At 73.8% G+C, this 16,275-nt stretch carries 15 protein-coding genes; 4 read left to right on the top strand and 11 right to left on the bottom strand.

Annotation, left to right across the window (positions count from 1 at the left end):
• Positions 1-63: 63 nt before the first annotated feature.
• Positions 64-522 carry an ATP-binding protein gene (locus tag DEJ46_RS21625; protein ID WP_055642713.1) on the bottom strand — a complete coding sequence of 153 codons (459 nt, stop codon included), beginning with the start codon at positions 520-522 and terminating at the stop codon, positions 64-66.
• Positions 523-536: 14 nt separating this feature from the next.
• On the bottom strand, positions 537-890 hold the full coding sequence (locus tag DEJ46_RS21620; RefSeq protein ID WP_055642712.1) for an STAS domain-containing protein: 354 nt from the start codon (positions 888-890) through the stop codon (positions 537-539).
• Positions 891-970: 80 nt separating this feature from the next.
• Here DEJ46_RS21620 and DEJ46_RS21615 point away from each other — a divergent pair, with 80 nt between their 5' ends.
• Positions 971-3,451: a DEAD/DEAH box helicase gene (locus tag DEJ46_RS21615; RefSeq protein WP_150268789.1), complete on the top strand. Its 2,481-nt coding sequence runs from the start codon at positions 971-973 to the stop codon at positions 3,449-3,451.
• On the opposite strand, the gene DEJ46_RS21610 is transcribed toward DEJ46_RS21615, so the two are convergent.
• From DEJ46_RS21610 to ssd, 7 genes are all read right to left on the bottom strand, one after another.
• On the bottom strand, positions 3,390-3,782 hold the full coding sequence (locus tag DEJ46_RS21610) for an Rv3654c family TadE-like protein (protein ID WP_150268787.1): 393 nt from the start codon (positions 3,780-3,782) through the stop codon (positions 3,390-3,392). The genes DEJ46_RS21615 and DEJ46_RS21610 overlap by 62 nt on opposite strands.
• On the bottom strand, positions 3,779-4,150 hold the full coding sequence (locus DEJ46_RS21605; RefSeq protein ID WP_190622799.1) for a TadE family type IV pilus minor pilin: 372 nt from the start codon (positions 4,148-4,150) through the stop codon (positions 3,779-3,781). Before DEJ46_RS21605 ends, DEJ46_RS21610 begins: the two co-directional genes overlap by 4 nt.
• The gene (locus DEJ46_RS21600) at positions 4,137-4,334 is read right to left on the bottom strand and encodes a DUF4244 domain-containing protein (protein WP_150274641.1); all 198 of its coding nucleotides are present in this window, start codon (positions 4,332-4,334) and stop codon (positions 4,137-4,139) included. Before DEJ46_RS21600 ends, DEJ46_RS21605 begins: the two co-directional genes overlap by 14 nt.
• 128 nt (positions 4,335-4,462) lie before the next feature.
• Positions 4,463-5,101 (bottom strand): type II secretion system F family protein, encoded by a 639-nt coding sequence (locus tag DEJ46_RS21595; protein WP_223834898.1) that lies wholly within the window; start codon positions 5,099-5,101, stop codon positions 4,463-4,465.
• On the bottom strand, positions 5,098-5,988 hold the full coding sequence (locus tag DEJ46_RS21590; RefSeq protein WP_411757830.1) for a type II secretion system F family protein: 891 nt from the start codon (positions 5,986-5,988) through the stop codon (positions 5,098-5,100). The genes DEJ46_RS21595 and DEJ46_RS21590 overlap by 4 nt, the downstream gene beginning before the upstream one ends.
• Positions 5,985-7,178 carry a TadA family conjugal transfer-associated ATPase gene (locus DEJ46_RS21585; RefSeq protein ID WP_190622797.1) on the bottom strand — a complete coding sequence of 398 codons (1,194 nt, stop codon included), beginning with the start codon at positions 7,176-7,178 and terminating at the stop codon, positions 5,985-5,987. Before DEJ46_RS21585 ends, DEJ46_RS21590 begins: the two co-directional genes overlap by 4 nt.
• Positions 7,175-8,272: a septum site-determining protein Ssd gene (gene ssd / locus DEJ46_RS21580; RefSeq protein ID WP_150268785.1), complete on the bottom strand. Its 1,098-nt coding sequence runs from the start codon at positions 8,270-8,272 to the stop codon at positions 7,175-7,177. The genes DEJ46_RS21585 and ssd overlap by 4 nt, the downstream gene beginning before the upstream one ends.
• A 511-nt stretch (positions 8,273-8,783) precedes the next feature.
• Between ssd and DEJ46_RS21575 the strand changes: the two genes are divergently transcribed.
• Complete coding sequence (locus DEJ46_RS21575; RefSeq protein ID WP_150268783.1) at positions 8,784-9,647, top strand: HAD family hydrolase; 864 nt, start codon at positions 8,784-8,786, stop codon at positions 9,645-9,647.
• 342 nt (positions 9,648-9,989) lie between these two features.
• On the opposite strand, the gene DEJ46_RS21570 is transcribed toward DEJ46_RS21575, so the two are convergent.
• Positions 9,990-10,859 carry an oxidoreductase gene (locus DEJ46_RS21570; RefSeq protein ID WP_150268781.1) on the bottom strand — a complete coding sequence of 290 codons (870 nt, stop codon included), beginning with the start codon at positions 10,857-10,859 and terminating at the stop codon, positions 9,990-9,992.
• Positions 10,860-10,961: 102 nt separating this feature from the next.
• On the opposite strand from DEJ46_RS21570, the gene DEJ46_RS21565 reads away from it, so the two are divergent.
• A complete protein-coding gene (locus tag DEJ46_RS21565) occupies positions 10,962-11,948 on the top strand; it encodes an ATP-binding protein (RefSeq protein WP_150268779.1) in 987 nt (328 codons plus the stop codon).
• Between the two features lie 174 nt (positions 11,949-12,122).
• Here the strand turns inward: DEJ46_RS21565 and DEJ46_RS21560 are convergent, their stop codons facing one another.
• A complete protein-coding gene (locus DEJ46_RS21560) occupies positions 12,123-13,499 on the bottom strand; it encodes a hypothetical protein (RefSeq protein WP_223834888.1) in 1,377 nt (458 codons plus the stop codon).
• A gap of 325 nt (positions 13,500-13,824) precedes the next feature.
• On the opposite strand from DEJ46_RS21560, the gene DEJ46_RS21555 reads away from it, so the two are divergent.
• Positions 13,825-16,266, top strand: coding sequence for a bifunctional SulP family inorganic anion transporter/carbonic anhydrase (locus DEJ46_RS21555; RefSeq protein ID WP_150268778.1), 2,442 nt, complete (start codon positions 13,825-13,827; stop codon positions 16,264-16,266).
• Positions 16,267-16,275 lie beyond the last annotated feature (9 nt).

Below are 16,275 nucleotides of genomic sequence, written 5' to 3'. Positions count from 1 at the left end.
GGAGAAGAGGCCCTGCGCTGGGCAGGGCCTCTTCTCGTCGTTCTCGTACCGCTCGGGGCGGTGTCAGGACAGGACGTCCGCCGGGCTGGTCGGCCAGCTCATGCGGATGGTGCCGCCGTCCTCGCCGGCGCTCACCTCGACGTCGTCGACGAGCCCGCGGATCACCGCGAGACCCATCTCGTCCTCGCCGTCGGCGTCGTCGAAGTCGTCGGCCGGGGCCGAGGACCGCGCACCGGGCACGCCGGCGGCATCCGCCGCCGCCACGCCCGCGCCCGGCACCTCGTCGCCGACCTCGATGGAGAAGGTCTTCTCCTCCTCGGTCAGCACGACCCTGATGGGGGTCGTGACGCCGTTGCTGCGATGCAGCCCGACCGCACGGGAACAGGCCTCACCGACGGCGAGACGCACCTCGTCGAGGACCGCCTCGTCCACTCCGGCCCTGCGGGCGACCGCGGCCGCCACCAGGCGGGCCGTACGGACGTGCTCGGGCTGAGCGCTGAATCGGAGTTCAACGGTGGCCATGCGATCCCCCTGGGTCAGTCGACCGCGTTGACGGCCTCGTCGACCGACTGGTGGATCGGGAACACCTTGGTGAGCCCCGTGATCCGGAAGATCTTCAGAATGCGCTCCTGGTTGCAGACCAGACGCAGCGAGCCCTCGTGCGCGCGGACGCGCTTCAGGCCGCCGACGAGCACACCCAGGCCGGTGGAGTCGAGGAAGTCCACGCCCTCCATGTCGACAACCAGGTGGTAGCTGCCGTCGTTCACCAACTCGACCAACTGCTCGCGCAGCTTGGGCGCGGTATACACATCAATCTCGCCACCGACCTCGACGACCGTACGGTCACCACCAGCGCCGGACACATTGCGAGTCGACAGGGACAGGTCCACGGATCCTCCAGCACCTTGCTATCGGGCGATCGCCCCCTCGGGCCTCCCGGGCGGAGCCAGGGAACTGATCGCCAGCCGCAATGGCATTCAATCACTTACGAGCAGCCATGCACGACGCCTTGGAAGCATTGTCCGTCCTGGCAGTGACACACTCGGTGCCGATGGCCAAGAATCAGCGCCCCCGTCACCCGGCCGGGGACACGGGCAGTCGCCCCTCCCCCGGCATGGTCCTCGACCGGCTCTCCGCAGGCGAGAGTCGGGCCGCGCGCATCACTCATACGGAGCACATGCCCGCCCGGGAGGGCCGTCATGCCGTCTGGCCGCACCTGATCCGTCCCGAGGTGATCAGCGCGATCCAGGCGGCCGGGATCGAGCATCCCTGGGCGCACCAGGCCGAGGCCGCGGAGGCCGCCCTGAACGGCGATTCCGTGGTGATCGCCACAGGAACGGCCTCGGGCAAGTCGCTCGCCTACCTCGCCCCGGTCCTGACGACCCTCCTGGACGGCGCCGAGGCCCCCAACGGGCGCGGGGCCACCGCCCTCTACCTCTCGCCCACCAAGGCCCTCGCCGCCGACCAGCGCCGCGCCGTCCGGGAACTGGCCGCCCCGCTCGGCACCCGCATCCGCCCCGCCGTCTACGACGGCGACACGCCGGTCGAGGAGCGCGAGTGGGTCCGCCAGTACGCGAACTACGTGCTGACCAACCCCGACATGCTGCACCGGGGCATACTCCCCTCCCACCCCAGGTGGTCCTCCTTCCTGCGCGCCCTGCGCTACGTCGTGATCGACGAGTGCCACACCTACCGGGGCGTCTTCGGCTCGCACGTCGCCCAGGTGCTGCGCCGCCTGCGCCGGATCTGCGCCCGGTACGGCTCCGATCCCGTCTTCCTCCTCGCCTCGGCCACCTCCGCCGAACCGGCCCTGGCCGCCGGCCGCCTCACCGGACTGCCGGTCACCGAGATCTCCGACGACGCCTCCCCCCGCGGCGAACTGGTGTTCGCCCTCTGGGAGCCGCCGCTCACCGAGCTCCACGGCGAACGCGGCGCGCCCGTGCGCCGCACCGCCACCGCCGAGACCGCCGACCTGCTGACCGACCTGACCCGGCAGGGCGTGCGCTCGGTCGCCTTCGTCCGCTCACGGCGCGGCGCCGAACTGATCTCGGTGATCGCCCAGGAACGGCTCGCCGAGACCGACCGCGCCCTGGCCCGCCGGGTCGCCGCCTACCGGGGCGGCTACCTGCCCGAGGAGCGCCGCGCCCTGGAGCGGGCCCTGCACTCGGGCGAGCTCCTCGGCCTGGCCGCCACGACCGCCCTGGAGCTGGGTGTGGACGTCTCCGGCCTCGACGCCGTCGTGATCGCCGGCTACCCGGGCACCCGGGCCTCGCTGTGGCAGCAGGCGGGCCGCGCCGGCCGCTCCGGCGAGGGCGCCCTCGCGATCCTCGTCGCCCGGGACGACCCGCTGGACACCTTCCTCGTCCACCACCCGGAAGCGATCTTCGAGCAGCCGGTCGAGTCGACCGTCCTCGACCCCGACAACCCCTACGTCCTCGCCCCCCATCTCTGCGCCGCCGCCGCGGAGCTCCCGCTGACCGACACGGACCTGACGCTCTTCGGCCCGGCCGCGCCCGGTCTGATGCCCCAGCTGGAGGGCGCCGGACTGCTGCGCCGCCGCTCCACCGGCTGGTACTGGACCCGCCGCGAGCGGGCCGCCGACCTCACCGACATCCGGGGCGGCGGCGGCAGCCCCGTCCGGATCGTGGAGGCCGGCACCGGCCGCCTCCTCGGCACGGTCGACGAGGCCGCCTCCCACACCGCCGTCCACGAGGGCGCCGTCCACCTCCACCAGGGCCGCACCTATCTGGTGCGGGAGCTCGACCTGAAGGACTCCGTGGCACTCGTGGAGGAGGCCGTCCCGCCGTACTCCACCACCGCCCGCGACACCACCTCCGTCTCCGTCCTCGAAACCGACACCGAGATCCCCTGGGGAGCCGGCCGCCTCTGCTACGGCTCCGTCGAGGTCACCAACCAGGTCGTCTCCTTCCTGCGCCGCCGTCTGATCACCGGCGAGGTCCTCGGTGAGACCAAGCTCGACCTGCCGCCCCGCACCCTGCGCACCCGGGCCGTGTGGTGGACGGTCACCGAGGACCAGCTCGACGCCGCCCGGATCACCCCGGAGATCCTCGGGGGCGCCCTGCACGCCGCCGAGCACGCCTCCATCGGCATGCTGCCGCTCTTCGCCACGTGCGACCGCTGGGACATCGGCGGCGTCTCCGTCCCCCTCCATCCCGACACGCTGCTGCCGACCGTCTTCGTGTACGACGGCCACCCGGGCGGCGCCGGCTTCGCCGAGCGCGCCTTCCACACGGCCAGGGCCTGGCTGACCGCGACCCGCGAGGCCATCGCCTCCTGCGAGTGCGAGGCGGGCTGCCCCTCCTGCGTCCAGTCCCCGAAGTGCGGCAACGGCAACGATCCGCTGCACAAGCGCGGCGCGGTCCGCCTCCTCACGGAACTGCTGCGGGAGGCCCCGGAGCCGCCTCCCGCGCAGGCCCCGCCCGAGAGCTGACGTCCGGCCGGTAGGGCCCACGCGCCACCCTCGCCGTCACTTCGGCGAGTTCGCCGCGCACGACGCACCGCAGCAGCTCGGCACCTTGCGCGGCGGCCACCCGGGAAGCGGCGCCGCACGCCTCGGCCTCGCCCCACAGGGCCCGGTCGGCCGCCGCGAGGGCGGCCAGATCCGCCGCACCGCCGGCCTTGTGCCGGGCCGCGACCGCCTGCCCGAGCGCGAGCACCGCCCCGAACACCACGCACAGCGCACAGGCCGCGAACGCCGCCCACACGGTCGCCGCCCCCCGGTCCCCGCTCCCGACCGGACCGGACCTGCGGCCCGCCGTCACGGTGGGCCTCCGACCGCCAGGGCCTCGCCCACCGAGTCCTCCGCGAGGGCCGCCGCGTCCGCCCGCAAGGTCAGTCCCATGCCCCGGGGGCCCGGCGCGGCCACCTCCACCTCCACCCGCCACAGCTCGCCCGACCGCGTCACCGACACCCGGGCGCCCTCGGGCGCCGCGGCCCGGGCGGCCCCCTCGGCGGCGGCCACCGGTTCGGAGCGGGCCGCCGCCCTGGCCCCTGCCCGTGCCGCGTCCACGCACCGGATCTGCGCGGCGGCCGCGGCGAGCGCCCAGAGCAGGGTCACCGTGAACAGCGCGACGACGGGCAGGACCATCGCCGCCTCCACGGTCACGAACCCCCGGTCAGAACGGCGCATCGAGGGCCTTGCCGATCATCGACTCGAGCGCTCCCGAGACGGTCCCGCTCGTCACGATCTTGTAGAGGACCGCGGCGAAGGCCGCCGCGGCGATCGTGCCCACCGCGTACTCCGACGTCGTCATCCCCGCATCGGACCGCAAGGCCCGCCGCCGGGCCCGCCACCACCCCCGCACGGAACGCATCGGGCCGCTCCTCGCCTTCGCCGAGCCGGTCACCGGCGCGTTGCCCGTCACACTCGCCGCGCTCACCGGATTCGCCGTGGCCGCCGTGTCCGTCATGTCGATCTCCTTGTCTCGCCTTGCCGTTGCCTTCATCGGTCCATCAGTCCCGCCGCCAGCCCGATCACCACGGGCGCCACCCCCACCGCCAGGAACGCGGGCAGGAAGCAGAGCCCCACGGGCGCGCTGATCAGCACCTGCGCCCGGCGGGCGCGGGCCGCCGCCGTCCGGGCACGGGCGGCCCGCAGGCCGGCCGCATGCCGGGCGACGGCCTCCGCCGCGGGCGCCCCCGAGGAACCGGCCCGTTCCATGCAGCGGGCCAGCCCTTCGGCGCCCGGTATCGCGCCGAACCTCCGCCACACCTCGGCCGGTTCGCCGCCGAGCCGCAGTTCGGCCGCCGTGCGGGCCAGCCGCTCGCCCAGCGGCCCGCCCAGTGAGCGGCCCACGGCCTCCGCCGCCTCTCCCGGCCCCGCTCCGGCAGAGGCGCAGGCAGCCAACAGATCGGCCGCAAGCGGGAGGTGACGTACCGCCACCTCGCCCTCCTCGGACGGCGTGGGCGTCCGCTTCCGGGCTCTCGGCCTCCGGGGCCGTGGCGCGGACGTCTCCAGCAGGCTCCCGGCCCGTCGCCGCATCCTCCGCACCCGCCGCTCGCGCACCACTTCTCGGCCGGCCTGCACGCACAGCACCATCAGCAGGACCAGAACCCCCACGATCTGAACAGCGCCCGTCATGCCCGCTCCCCTCCCCGGACGATCCGCGCGGCCCACCACAGCCCGGCCGCCTCCAGCGCACCCCCCACCACCAGGCACCCCAGGCCCGCCGGGGTGTGCAGGAGCACCCGCAGCGGATCGGCGCCCAGCGCCGAGCCGAGGGCGAGCCCGGCCGCCGGCAGCACCGCGAGGACCGTCACCGTCGCCCAGGCCCCGGCCAGTTCGGCCCGCAGCCGCTCCCGCTCCTCGTGGTGGTCCCGCAGGGCCGCCTCCAGCCGGTCGAGCCCCGCCGCCAGGCCCGCGCCGCCGTCCACGGCCACCTGCCAGCAGGCCGCCAGGCCGGCGAGCCCGTCGGCACCGCCCTGGCGCGCCGCCCGCCGCAGCGCTTCCGGCACGTCCCCGCCGAACCGGGCCGCCGCGAGCACCGAAGCCTCCTCGTCCCCCAGCGCGCCGGTCTGCCGGGCCGCGAAGGACAGCGCCTGCGCGGGCTGCCAGCCGGCCCTCAGCTCCCCGGAGACGGCCCCGCAGAGGGCCACCACCCGCCCGGCACGCGCCTCGCGCTCCTTCCGCCGCTCGGCCGCCCACAGCCGCCGCGCCACCAGCGGCACCGCGAGCGCCCCGACGAGCAGCGGCAGCGGCGACGCGCCCAGCAGGGCGACCACCCCCGCCACCGGCAGGCACAGCCAGGCGCGCCGCCCCCGCACCAGGGCCCACCGCCGCACGGCCGCCGCCCACCACGCACGGAGCTCCTCCCACCCCCCGGACGGGTCCGGCACGACACCCGCAAGCACCAACCGGGCCCGGGCCGTCCCGCGCCGCCACTCGACCAGCCCCCACAGGGCGAGCCCCGCGCAGAACACCGCCGCGCCCTCCGCCACGGCCCGCACCGACACCAGCTCCACGATCACCACGTCCCGCCTCCGATCAGCGACCGCAGCCGCTCCCAGCCCCGCTCCCGCTCGAACCCGGCCGCACCCCACCGCAGCGCGGGAACCGTCCGTACGAGCCCGTCCCGATCCCGCTCCAGGACGTGGATCTCGGCGATCCGCCGCCGCCCGTCCCGGTCCCGCACGAGATGGAGCACCACGGAGAGACCGGCGCCCAACTGGCTGTGCAGGGCGGCCCTGTCGAGCCCGGCCGCGGTCCCCAGCGCCTCGAGACGGGCCGGTACGTCCGCCGCGGTGTTGGCGTGGACCGTCCCGCAGCCGCCTTCGTGGCCTGTGTTCAGGGCGGCGAGCAGGTCCACCGCCTCGCCACCTCTGACCTCGCCGACCACCAGCCGGTCGGGCCGCATCCGCAGGGCCTGGCGGACCAGGTCCCGCAGGGTCACGAGACCGGCGCCCTCCTGGTTCGCGGGCCGGGCCTCCAGACGCACCACGTGCGGGTGGTCCGGCCGCAGCTCCGCCGAGTCCTCGGCGAGCACGATCCGCTCCCGATGGCCCACGAGACCCAGCAAGGAGGCGAGCAATGTGGTCTTTCCCGTCCCCGTGCCACCGCTGACCAGGTACGACACGCGGGCGTCGATCAGCGCCCGCAGGACGCGGGCTCCGCCCGGCGGCACGGTGCCCGCCTCGGCGAGCTCCTCCAGGGAGAAGGCGCGGGGGCGCACGACCCGCAGCGACAGGCAGGTGGAGCCGACCGCCACCGGGGGCAGCACCGCGTGCATGCGGGTCCCGTCGGGCAGCCGGGCGTCCACCCAGGGCCTGGCGTCGTCGAGCCTGCGCCCCGCCACCGCGGCGAGCCGCTGCGCGAGCCTGCGGACGGCGGTGGCGTCGGGGAAGGCCACCGGGGCCCGTTCGAGGCCGGTGCCCCGGTCCACCCAGACCCGGTCGGGCGCCGAGACCAGGACGTCGGTGACCGCCGGATCGGCGAGCAACGGCTCCAGCGGACCGGTCCCGATCAGCTCGGACCTGAGCTCCTCGGCCGCGCCGAGCACCTCCGCGTCGCCGAGCAGCCGGCCTTGGGCCCGCAGCGCCGCCGCCACCCGCGCGGGTGTGGGTTCGGCCCCGCTCGCCGCCAGCCGCTGCCGCACGGCGTCGAGCAGTCCCGTACCGCCGGCCCCGAGCCCGCCGCCGCCCGCGACGACGGTCCCGGTCACGCCGCACCGCCCGGGGCGAGGGCGCGCTCCCAGAAGGTGGCACAGAACCGGCCGAGCGCCCCTCGGGGCTCCGCGCCCGGCGGTACGCCCGCGTCCTGGTCGGCCACGATCCCCGGGTCGTAGGGCAGTTCGCCGGCGAGCGGCAGCCGCAGCGCGTCGGCGACCCAGCGCTCGTCGAGCCCCGCCGCGTACGGTCCGCGGACCACGGCCCGGAGGTCGCGCACGGCCAGACCCAGGACCGAGGCCACCCGGTGGGCCGCCGCGACGGCCCGCAGTTCGCCCGGGACGACGAGCAGGCCGAGGTCGAGCTGGGCCAGGGCTTCGGTGGCCGCCTCGTCGGTCCCGCGCGGCAGGTCGACCACGACGACCCCGCCGCGCCGGCGCGCGGCGGCGAGCACGGACCGCACTGCCTCGGGCGGGACCGGCGCGGCGGGCTCCCTGCCCCAGCTGAGCACCCGCACGCCGCGCACGGCGGGCAGGGACTCCTCCAGGGCGCCGCCGGCCAGCCGTCCCTTCGAGGCGGCGAAGTCGGGCCAGCGTCTGCCGTCCTCGCGCTCGCCGCCGAGCAACACGTCGAGGCCCCCGCCCAGCGGGTCACCGTCCACGAGCAGGGTCCGCCGGCCGGTGCGCGCGGCGGCCAGCGCGAGGCCGCAGGCCAGGGTGGAGGCGCCCGCGCCGCCCCGGCCACCGACGACCCCTACGGTCAGGGCCTGCCGCCCCACGCCCTCGGCCGCGTCGGCGATGCGGTCGACGAGGACGCTCTCCGCCTCCGGCAGCCGCAGCACGCACTCCGCGCCGACCTCGACGGCCAGCCGCCAGACCGTCGGATCGTCCTGCTCACGGCCGACGAGGACGACCCCCGGGCGGCGCACCGCCGCCCGGCAGCGGGCGGCAACGTCGTCGCCGACCAGGACGAGCGGCGGGTCGGTCCAACTCGCCCGCCGCTCCGGCACGCGGTGGTGCACCTCGGGCTCCACCCCGGCCGCCGCGCACAGCCGGAGGAGGTCGTCGAGGAGCGCGAGGTCCTCGGTGACGATCAGCGGCCCGGCACGGCGCGGCTCTCCCGCCACTCCTCTGGGGGCCGCGGCACCCACGGCAGCCCTCCCCGCCGCCCTCGCCGCGCTCCCGGCCCCGGAAGTCCTTGTTCCCTCCACGGCGCACACCCCTCTCGTGATTCCTGTCGTCCGCGAACTTCGCGTCAGGAATCACCGTGGGGCCGTACCGGAAATCTTGGGGATCTCACCGAAAAACTGTGGATAACCGAGGGTCTGTGAATATCTACGCCACTCCTACGGGGACTCCCCGGAGCGCAGTCCACCGGTTACTGTGAGTGACGAATCGAGTGCTCGACAGCAGAGCGGCCGGAACACGGCCGAGGATCGAGGAGAGAGGAGTCCGCGATGACACGGAGGGCCAAAACGGCTCCGGACATGCGACGACCCCCGCCGGGGGGGAGAGCGGGGGTCGTCTTTCCGGCCGACTCGGGGGGGGGAGGAGCCGGACCGGGTTAGCACGGTCGCGAACGATCCGTGACTTCCATGGTGTACCCGAGAGCCTTCTCAGGCAAACCCACGCGCCCCAGCGTACGCCGAATGGCGGGCACCTATGCTCAGGCTTGTGGAAAACCACTCCTTGCCGCGCACAGCCGCCTTCTTTGACCTGGACAAGACGGTCATTGCGAAGTCCTCGACGCTGACCTTCAGCAAGTCCTTCTACCGGGGCGGGCTGATCAGCCGCCGCGCCGCCCTGCGGACTGCCTACATCCAGTTCGTGTTCCTGGTGGGCGGAGCCGATCACGACCAGATGGAGCGGATGCGCGAATATCTTTCCGCGCTCTGCAAAGGCTGGAACGTCGCCCAGGTCAAGGAACTCGTCGCCGAGACCCTGCACGACCTGATCGACCCGATCATCTACGACGAGGCCGCCTCGCTCATCGAGGAGCACCACGCCGCCGGCCGCGACGTCGTGATCGTCTCCACGTCCGGCGCCGAGGTCGTCGAGCCCATCGGCGAGATGCTCGGAGCCGACCGTGTCGTCGCCACCCGGATGGTGGTCGGCGAGGACGGCTGCTTCACCGGCGAGGTGGAGTACTACGCCTACGGGCCGACGAAGGCCGAGGCCGTCCGGGAGCTCGCGGAGTCGGAGGGGTACGACCTGTCCCGCTGCTACGCCTACAGCGACTCCGCGACCGACATCCCCATGCTGGAGGCGGTCGGCCACCCGTTCGCCGTCAACCCCGACCGGACGCTGCGCCGCGAGGCCGTCGCCCGCGAATGGCCGGTGCTCGCCTTCCACAAGCCGGTACGGCTCAAGCAGCGGCTGCCGGAATTCCGGATGCCGCCCCGTCCCGCCCTCGTCGCCGCCGCTGCCGTGGGCGCGGCGGCTGCGGCCGGACTCGTCTGGTACGCCTCCAGGCGCCGCCAGGCCGCGCTCACCCATCGCCTCGCCGGTGACTTTGCCCGAATTTGAGCAATGAGCAAAGAAGCGGAGCCAGCACTTTCGCTATCCCGCCGACAGGAGTAGAAAGGAATCAGGCCCGCGAGACCGAGGACATCCGAGAGGATCACCTGTTGAGCATGAAGGCCCCACGGACCTAGCACAGAAACCGAGCACCCACGCGACGTCGACCCGTCGATTACGGGCCAGCCGCACCAGGCCAAGGGCAAAGTTCCCGGCCTGATGGGCACTTATCGAGGACGCATGGTAACTGGGTAGACGTGCCAGCGGCGGTACCAGACCTGGTGCCGCCGCAACCCGTTTCCGGCCCGGTTCTGGATCGCAACCGGATCCGGTGCCGGAAACGGGCCCTCGTCAGGCCGCGCCGCGCTGAAGCGCCTCGCAGACGGCCGTCGACTCCCGGACCCCCAGCTCGACCGAGCGGCCGCAGTGCGCGATCCAGCCGCCCACACCCTCCGGGGTGCCCGACAGGTACCCCTCGAACGCGGCGAGGTACGCCGCCGTCCCCTGCTCGGCGTGGCCGACCTCGGCCGGGCAGATCGCCTTGGGGTCGAGGCCGCTGCCGACCAGCACGATCCGCTCCGCCGCCCGCGCGACCAGGCCGTTGTACGAGGTGAAGGGGCGCAGGGCGAGGAGCTCGCCGTGCACGATCGCGGCCGTCACGAGCGCCGGGGCCTCGCCGCCCGCGACGATCAGCTCCGCGAGCCCGTCGAGACGGCCGGCCACCTCGGAGGGCGTCGGGAGCGGGGCGTCGACGAGGGGTTCGTCGACGGTCTCGCCGTCCAGCCGGGGCCGCCCGACCGAATCACCGACGGCGTCGGCCGCGGTACCGGCCGCACCCGCGGAACCTCCCGGAATGCCCGCGTCGCCCGAGGCGACCAGATGGAGGCGGGCGAGCACCCGCATGGGTGACTGGCGCCAGATGGAGAGGAGCTGCCCGGCCTCCGCACCCAGACGCAGGGCGGCACCGACCGTGCGGGCCTCGGCGTCGGCACTGAAGTCGGTGCGCCGCCGGACCTCCTCCAGGGCCCAGTCGGCACCGGACAGGGCGGCCGAGCCGCGCGCGCCGCGCAGCGCCGCCTCGGAGGAGATCTCGTTGCTGCGGCGGCGCATCACACGGTGGCCGTAGACCCGGTCGACGGCCTTGCGTACGGAGTCCACCGCGTCGGCGACGCCCGGCAGGGAGCCGAGGGCGGCCAAGGGGTCAGAGGCGTGCGTACTCATAAGTAGGGAGGCTACGCGCCCCGGCGGCCCGCCCCACGATGGAGTGGTCTTCTTCACGCACCTTGACCACGGCGCGCATCCATGCCACTACGCTAGGTGAACATGAAGATCGCTTTCGTAGGGAAGGGCGGCAGCGGCAAGACCACGCTGTCCTCGCTCTTCATCCGCCACCTCGCCGCCACCGAGTCCCCGGTCGTCGCCGTCGACGCCGACATCAACCAGCACCTGGGCGCCGCGCTCGGACTGCCCGAGCCCGAGGCCGCCGCGATGCCCGCGATGGGCGCGCACCTGCCGCTCATCAAGGAGTACCTGCGGGGCTCGAACCCGCGGATCGTCTCCGCCGACACGATGATCAAGACGACGCCGCCCGGGGAGGGTTCGCGGCTGCTGCGGGTCCGCGAGGACAACCCGGTCTACGAGGCCTGCGCGCGGACGGTCGGGCTGGACGACGGCGACATCCGGCTGATGGCGACCGGCCCCTTCACGGAGTCGGACCTCGGGGTGTCCTGCTACCACTCGAAGGTCGGCGCGGTGGAGCTCTGCCTCAACCACCTGGTCGACGGGGCCGACGAGTACGTGGTCGTCGACATGACGGCGGGCTCGGACTCCTTCGCGTCCGGCCTCTTCACCCGCTTCGACATGACCTTCCTGGTCGCCGAGCCGACCCGCAAGGGTGTCTCGGTCTACCGCCAGTACAAGGAGTACGCGCGGGACTTCGGCGTCGCGCTGAAGGTCGTCGGGAACAAGGTGCAGGGCCAGGACGACCTGGACTTCCTGCGCGCGGAGGTCGGCGACGACCTGCTCGTGACGGTGGGCCACTCGGACTGGGTCCGCGCGATGGAGAAGGGCCGCCCGCCCCGCTTCGAGCTCCTGGAGGCGGAGAACCGCATGTCGCTCCAGGCCCTCCAGGACGCGGCCGACGACTCTTACGCCCACCGCGACTGGGACCGCTACACGCGCCAGATGGTCCACTTCCACCTCCGCAACGCGGAGAGCTGGGGCAACGCCAAGACCGGGTCCGACCTGGCCGCGCAGGTCGACCCCGGGTTCGTGCTCGGCGAACCCCTGGCCGTCGCGCAGCTCGGCTGACGCACCCCGGGCCGGACGGCCGCCGGACGGAGTCCGGCGCAGCGCCCCGAAGCCCGCGAGGCGCCCCCGGCGCCGACCGGCGCGAGCGGTGCAAGGACAGAGGGACCGGGGCCGACCTGGCCGCGCAGGTCGACCCCGGGTTCGTGCTCGGCGAACCCCGGTCGTGCGAAGGGCTCAGCGTCGTTCAGCCTGCTTGACGCCGGTTGCCGGGGCGCCCGCCGGGGCGGGGGGCTGGGCGGCCAGGAAGGTCTGCCAGCCTCCCTGCGGGGCCTCGCCCACCTTCAGGGTGCGCATCTTGGCGATGACGTCGGGGTCCTGGGCGTCGAGCCAGTCGGCGAGCTGGCGGAAGGACACGCACTTGACGTCCTTCTGCACGCAGACCGTCGCGATGGTCTCCTCGATGGCGCGCATGTACGTGCCGCCGTTCCAGGACTCGAAGTGGTTGCCGATGACCAGCGGCGCGCGGTTGCCCCGGTAGGAGCGCTCGAAGGCCTGCACCAGGCCGTCCCGCATCTGGTCGCCCCAGTACGCGTGCTGCGAGGGATCACCCTGGGTCGTACCGGGGGACTGGTTGACCAGGAAGTTGTAGTCCATGGCGAGCGTCTGGAAGGCGCGGCCGGGGACCGGCACCAGATGCATCGACAGGTCCCAGAGGCCCAGGTCCTTCTTGGGCCAGATCTGGTCGTTGACACCGCTCGTGTCGTAGCGGAAGCCCATCTGCGACGCGGCCTGGACGAAGTTCTTCCGCCCCTCCAGGCACGGCGTGCGGGCGCCGACGAGCTCCTTGTCGTAGTCGAAGGGGAGCGGCTGCTCCGCGCTCAGCCCGGCGTTCGTCTTCCAGTTCTTGACGAAGGACTTGGCCTGGTTGATCTCGCTCTTCCACTCCTCCGGCGACCAGTTGCCGACGCCCGACTCCTTCCCGCAGAAGTGGCCGTTGAAGTGGGTGCCGATCTCGTTGCCCTCCTGCCACGCCGCACGCAGCTCGCGGACGGTGGCACGGATCCCCTCGACGTCGTTGAAGCCGATGTCGGAGCGCCCCGCGTTGTGCTGCGGCGGGTTGTAGAGCTTCCGCTTCTCCTCGGGCAGCAGGTACACGCCGCTCAGGAAGTACGTCATGGTCGCGTTGTACTTCTTGCCGACCGAGCGGAAGTGGGAGAACAGCTTCTGACTGTCCTCGCCCGCGCCGTCCCACGAGAAGACCACGAACTGCGGCGGGGTCTCCCCCGGCTTGAGCCGCTCCCAGACCGGCTGGTGGGGCTGGGCTCCGGTGAAGGCCGTGGAACCGTCGCCGATCAGGCGTACCGCGTTCGGCGGAGCCGCGGCCGGGCCCTTCTTGGCGCCCGCGCCACCCGGCGTGCCCTTCGTGGCGGCTTCGTCGGAGCCCGAGCAGCCGGCGAGGCCGGTGATCAGGGCGACCGCGAGGGCACCGGCGGCTAGCGCCCTCTTGCGGACGGCCTTGCGAGCACCCTCGTGGACACCTTCGTGGACTGCCTCGTGGACTGCCTCGCGCGCTGCCTTGTCGACTGCGGTCCTTCTCCCGGCGTCGGGCATCCGCCCACCTCTCCTCAGAGCACATTTCCGTACGAGCGGCATCCCGTACGAGCGGCGTCAACGTCGCACCACACCTGCCGGAGAGATGAAACGACAAGCGGCATTCCGTTCGCCTATCACCGGAACCGGTGAATCATTGCCCTGTTTGCCCCGAAAATAATGCCGGAGACTTTACTCTCCATTACGATCCGTTTACCGAGCGTTGATCCTCCCCATCCCGAGGATCCAGCCGGAATCCCGCCGCTGCACGCCGTGACCCACGGCCGCGACCCCCACGTTCGTCCCGCACGAGCCGCGACCGCGCCGCCCCGGAGGAGACGGGAACATGACCCTCTGCACCCCTGCCCGCAAGTCCACCCACCACAAGACCACCCGGCCCCGAGTCCAGCGGCCCCACAGCCCCCCGGGCGGTCCGCGCCGCTTCCGCATCGCGGGCGCGGACCTGTCCGCCTCGGTCGCCGTCTTCCTGATCGCCCTGCCGCTCTCGCTCGGCATCGCGCTCGCCACCGGAGCGCCGCTCCAGTCCGGCCTGGTCGCCGCCGCCGTCGGCGGCATCGTCGCCGGCCGGTTCGGCGGCTCCCCGCTCCAGGTGAGCGGGCCCGCCGCCGGCCTCACCGTGGTGACCGCCGAGCTCATCCAGCGGTACGGCTGGCGCACCACCTGCGCCATCACCGTCCTCGCCGGACTCGCCCAACTCGGCCTGTCCGCCCTGCGCGTGGCCCGCTCCGCGCTCGCCGTCTCGCCCGCGATCGTGCACGGCATGGTGGCCGGCATCGGCGTCACCATCGCCCTCGCCCAGCTCCACATCGTGCTCGGCGGCACCCCGCAGAGCTCCGCCGTGGACAACGTCCTCGGCCTGCCCGCCCAGTTGGGGGACATCCACCCGTCCGCGCTCGCCATCAGCGCCCTCACCGTGACCGTCCTGCTGTCCTGGCCGAAGCTTCCGGGCCGGGCCGGCCGGCTCGTACGGAGAGTTCCCGCCGCGCTCGTCGCGGTGGCCGGTGCGACGGCGGCGGCCGTCGTCGCCGGGCTCTCCGTGCCCCGCGTCGACCTGCCCTCCTGGAGCAGTCACGCGCTGCCCGGTCTGCCCGAGGGGCCGGTCCTCGGCATCGCCGCCGGGGTGCTCACGATCACGCTGGTGACGAGCGTGCAGTCGCTGCTCTCCGCCGTCGCCGTCGACAAGCTGGTCGCCGCCCGCGGGGACCGCAGCCGGAGCGTCCCGCGCTCCCACCTCGACCGCGAGCTCGCCGGACAGGGCGCGGCCAACATGGTCTCCGGGGCGCTCGGCGGACTGCCGGTCGCGGGAGTCGCGGTCCGCTCCGTCGCCAACGTCTCGGCGGGAGCGGTGAGCCGGGCGTCCACGATGCTCCACGGCCTGTGGATCGTGCTGGCGGCCCTGCTGCTCGTCCCCGCGCTCGACCTGATCCCGCTGGCCGCGCTCGCCGCGCTCGTCATGGTGGTCGGCATCCAGATGGTCAGCATCACCCACATCCGTACGGTCACCCGGCACCGCGAGGTCGTCGTGTACGCGGTGACGACGGCCGGTGTCGTCCTCGTCGGCATCCTCGAAGGCGTCGCTCTCGGCATCGCCGTGGCCATCGCCGTCGCGCTGCACCGGCTGGCCCGCACACGGATCAGCCGCGAGGAGCGCGACGGGAACCAGCTGCTGCGCGTACGGGGCCAGCTGACCTTCCTCGCCGTCCCCCGGCTGAGCCGAGCCCTGCACCAACTGCCCCAGGGATCCCACGTGGTGGTCGAGCTGGACGGGTCCTTCATGGACCACGCCGCCTACGAGACGCTGAGCGAGTGGACGACCGGGCACATCGCCCACGGCGGGACGGTCGAGACGACCGGTCCGTCCGGCGCCCGGATCGCCGAACCCTCCGCCGCCGCGGCCTCCGACGCGACCGCGGCCACCTGTTGCCGCCCCTGGACCCCGTGGCACAACCACCAGTGCGGGGAGCTGCCGGCCGGGGGACCCGCCGCCTCCCGGGACGGGTCCGAGGGGCCGGACGCACCCGCCGAGCCCGCCGAGCCCCGGCGGACGTCGGGGCTGCATCTGGCCAGCGGCATCGGCAAGTTCCAGCGGAACACCGCCCCGCTCGTACGGGACGAGCTCGCCCGGCTCGCCCGCGAGGGCCAGCGCCCGTCGCAGCTCTTCCTGACCTGCGCGGACTCCCGCCTGGTCACAAGCATGATCACCTCCAGCGGCCCGGGTGACCTCTTCACCGTGCGCAACGTCGGCAACCTCGTCCCGCTCCCCGGCGAGGAGAGCGGGGACGACTCGGTGGCGGCGGCGATCGAGTACGCGGTGGACGTGCTCCAGGTCGAGTCGATCACCGTCTGCGGCCACTCCGGCTGCGGCGCGATGCAGGCCCTGCTGGGCAGCGCCCCGGACGGCCCGGCGGTGCCGCAGACCCCGCTGCGGCGCTGGCTGCGGCACGGCCGGCCGAGCCTGGAGCGGATGACGAGCCGCCGGCACGCCTGGGCCCGGATCTCCGGACGGCTGCCGGCCGACGCGGTCGAGCAGCTCTGCCTGACCAACGTGGTGCAGCAGCTGGAGCACCTCAGGGCGTACGAGTCGGTGGCGCGCCGGCTGGCCGAGGGCAGCCTCACGCTGCACGGCATGTACTTCCACGTGGGCGAGGCGCAGGCGTACCTGCTCTCCGGCACGGACGAGGTGCACAGCTACGACGACGTCTTCACCCAGGTCATGCCGACGGACCCCAGAGAGGCCGACGTCAGGGAGGCGGCGCGCGCGTCCTGAACCATCCGG

The sequence above is a fragment of the Streptomyces venezuelae genome, assembly GCF_008642375.1.
Taxonomy (GTDB): Bacteria; Actinomycetota; Actinomycetes; order Streptomycetales; family Streptomycetaceae; genus Streptomyces; species Streptomyces venezuelae_G.
The sequence above is the reverse complement of the archived record's forward strand: the minus strand, read 5'-3'. Positions and strand labels throughout refer to the sequence as shown.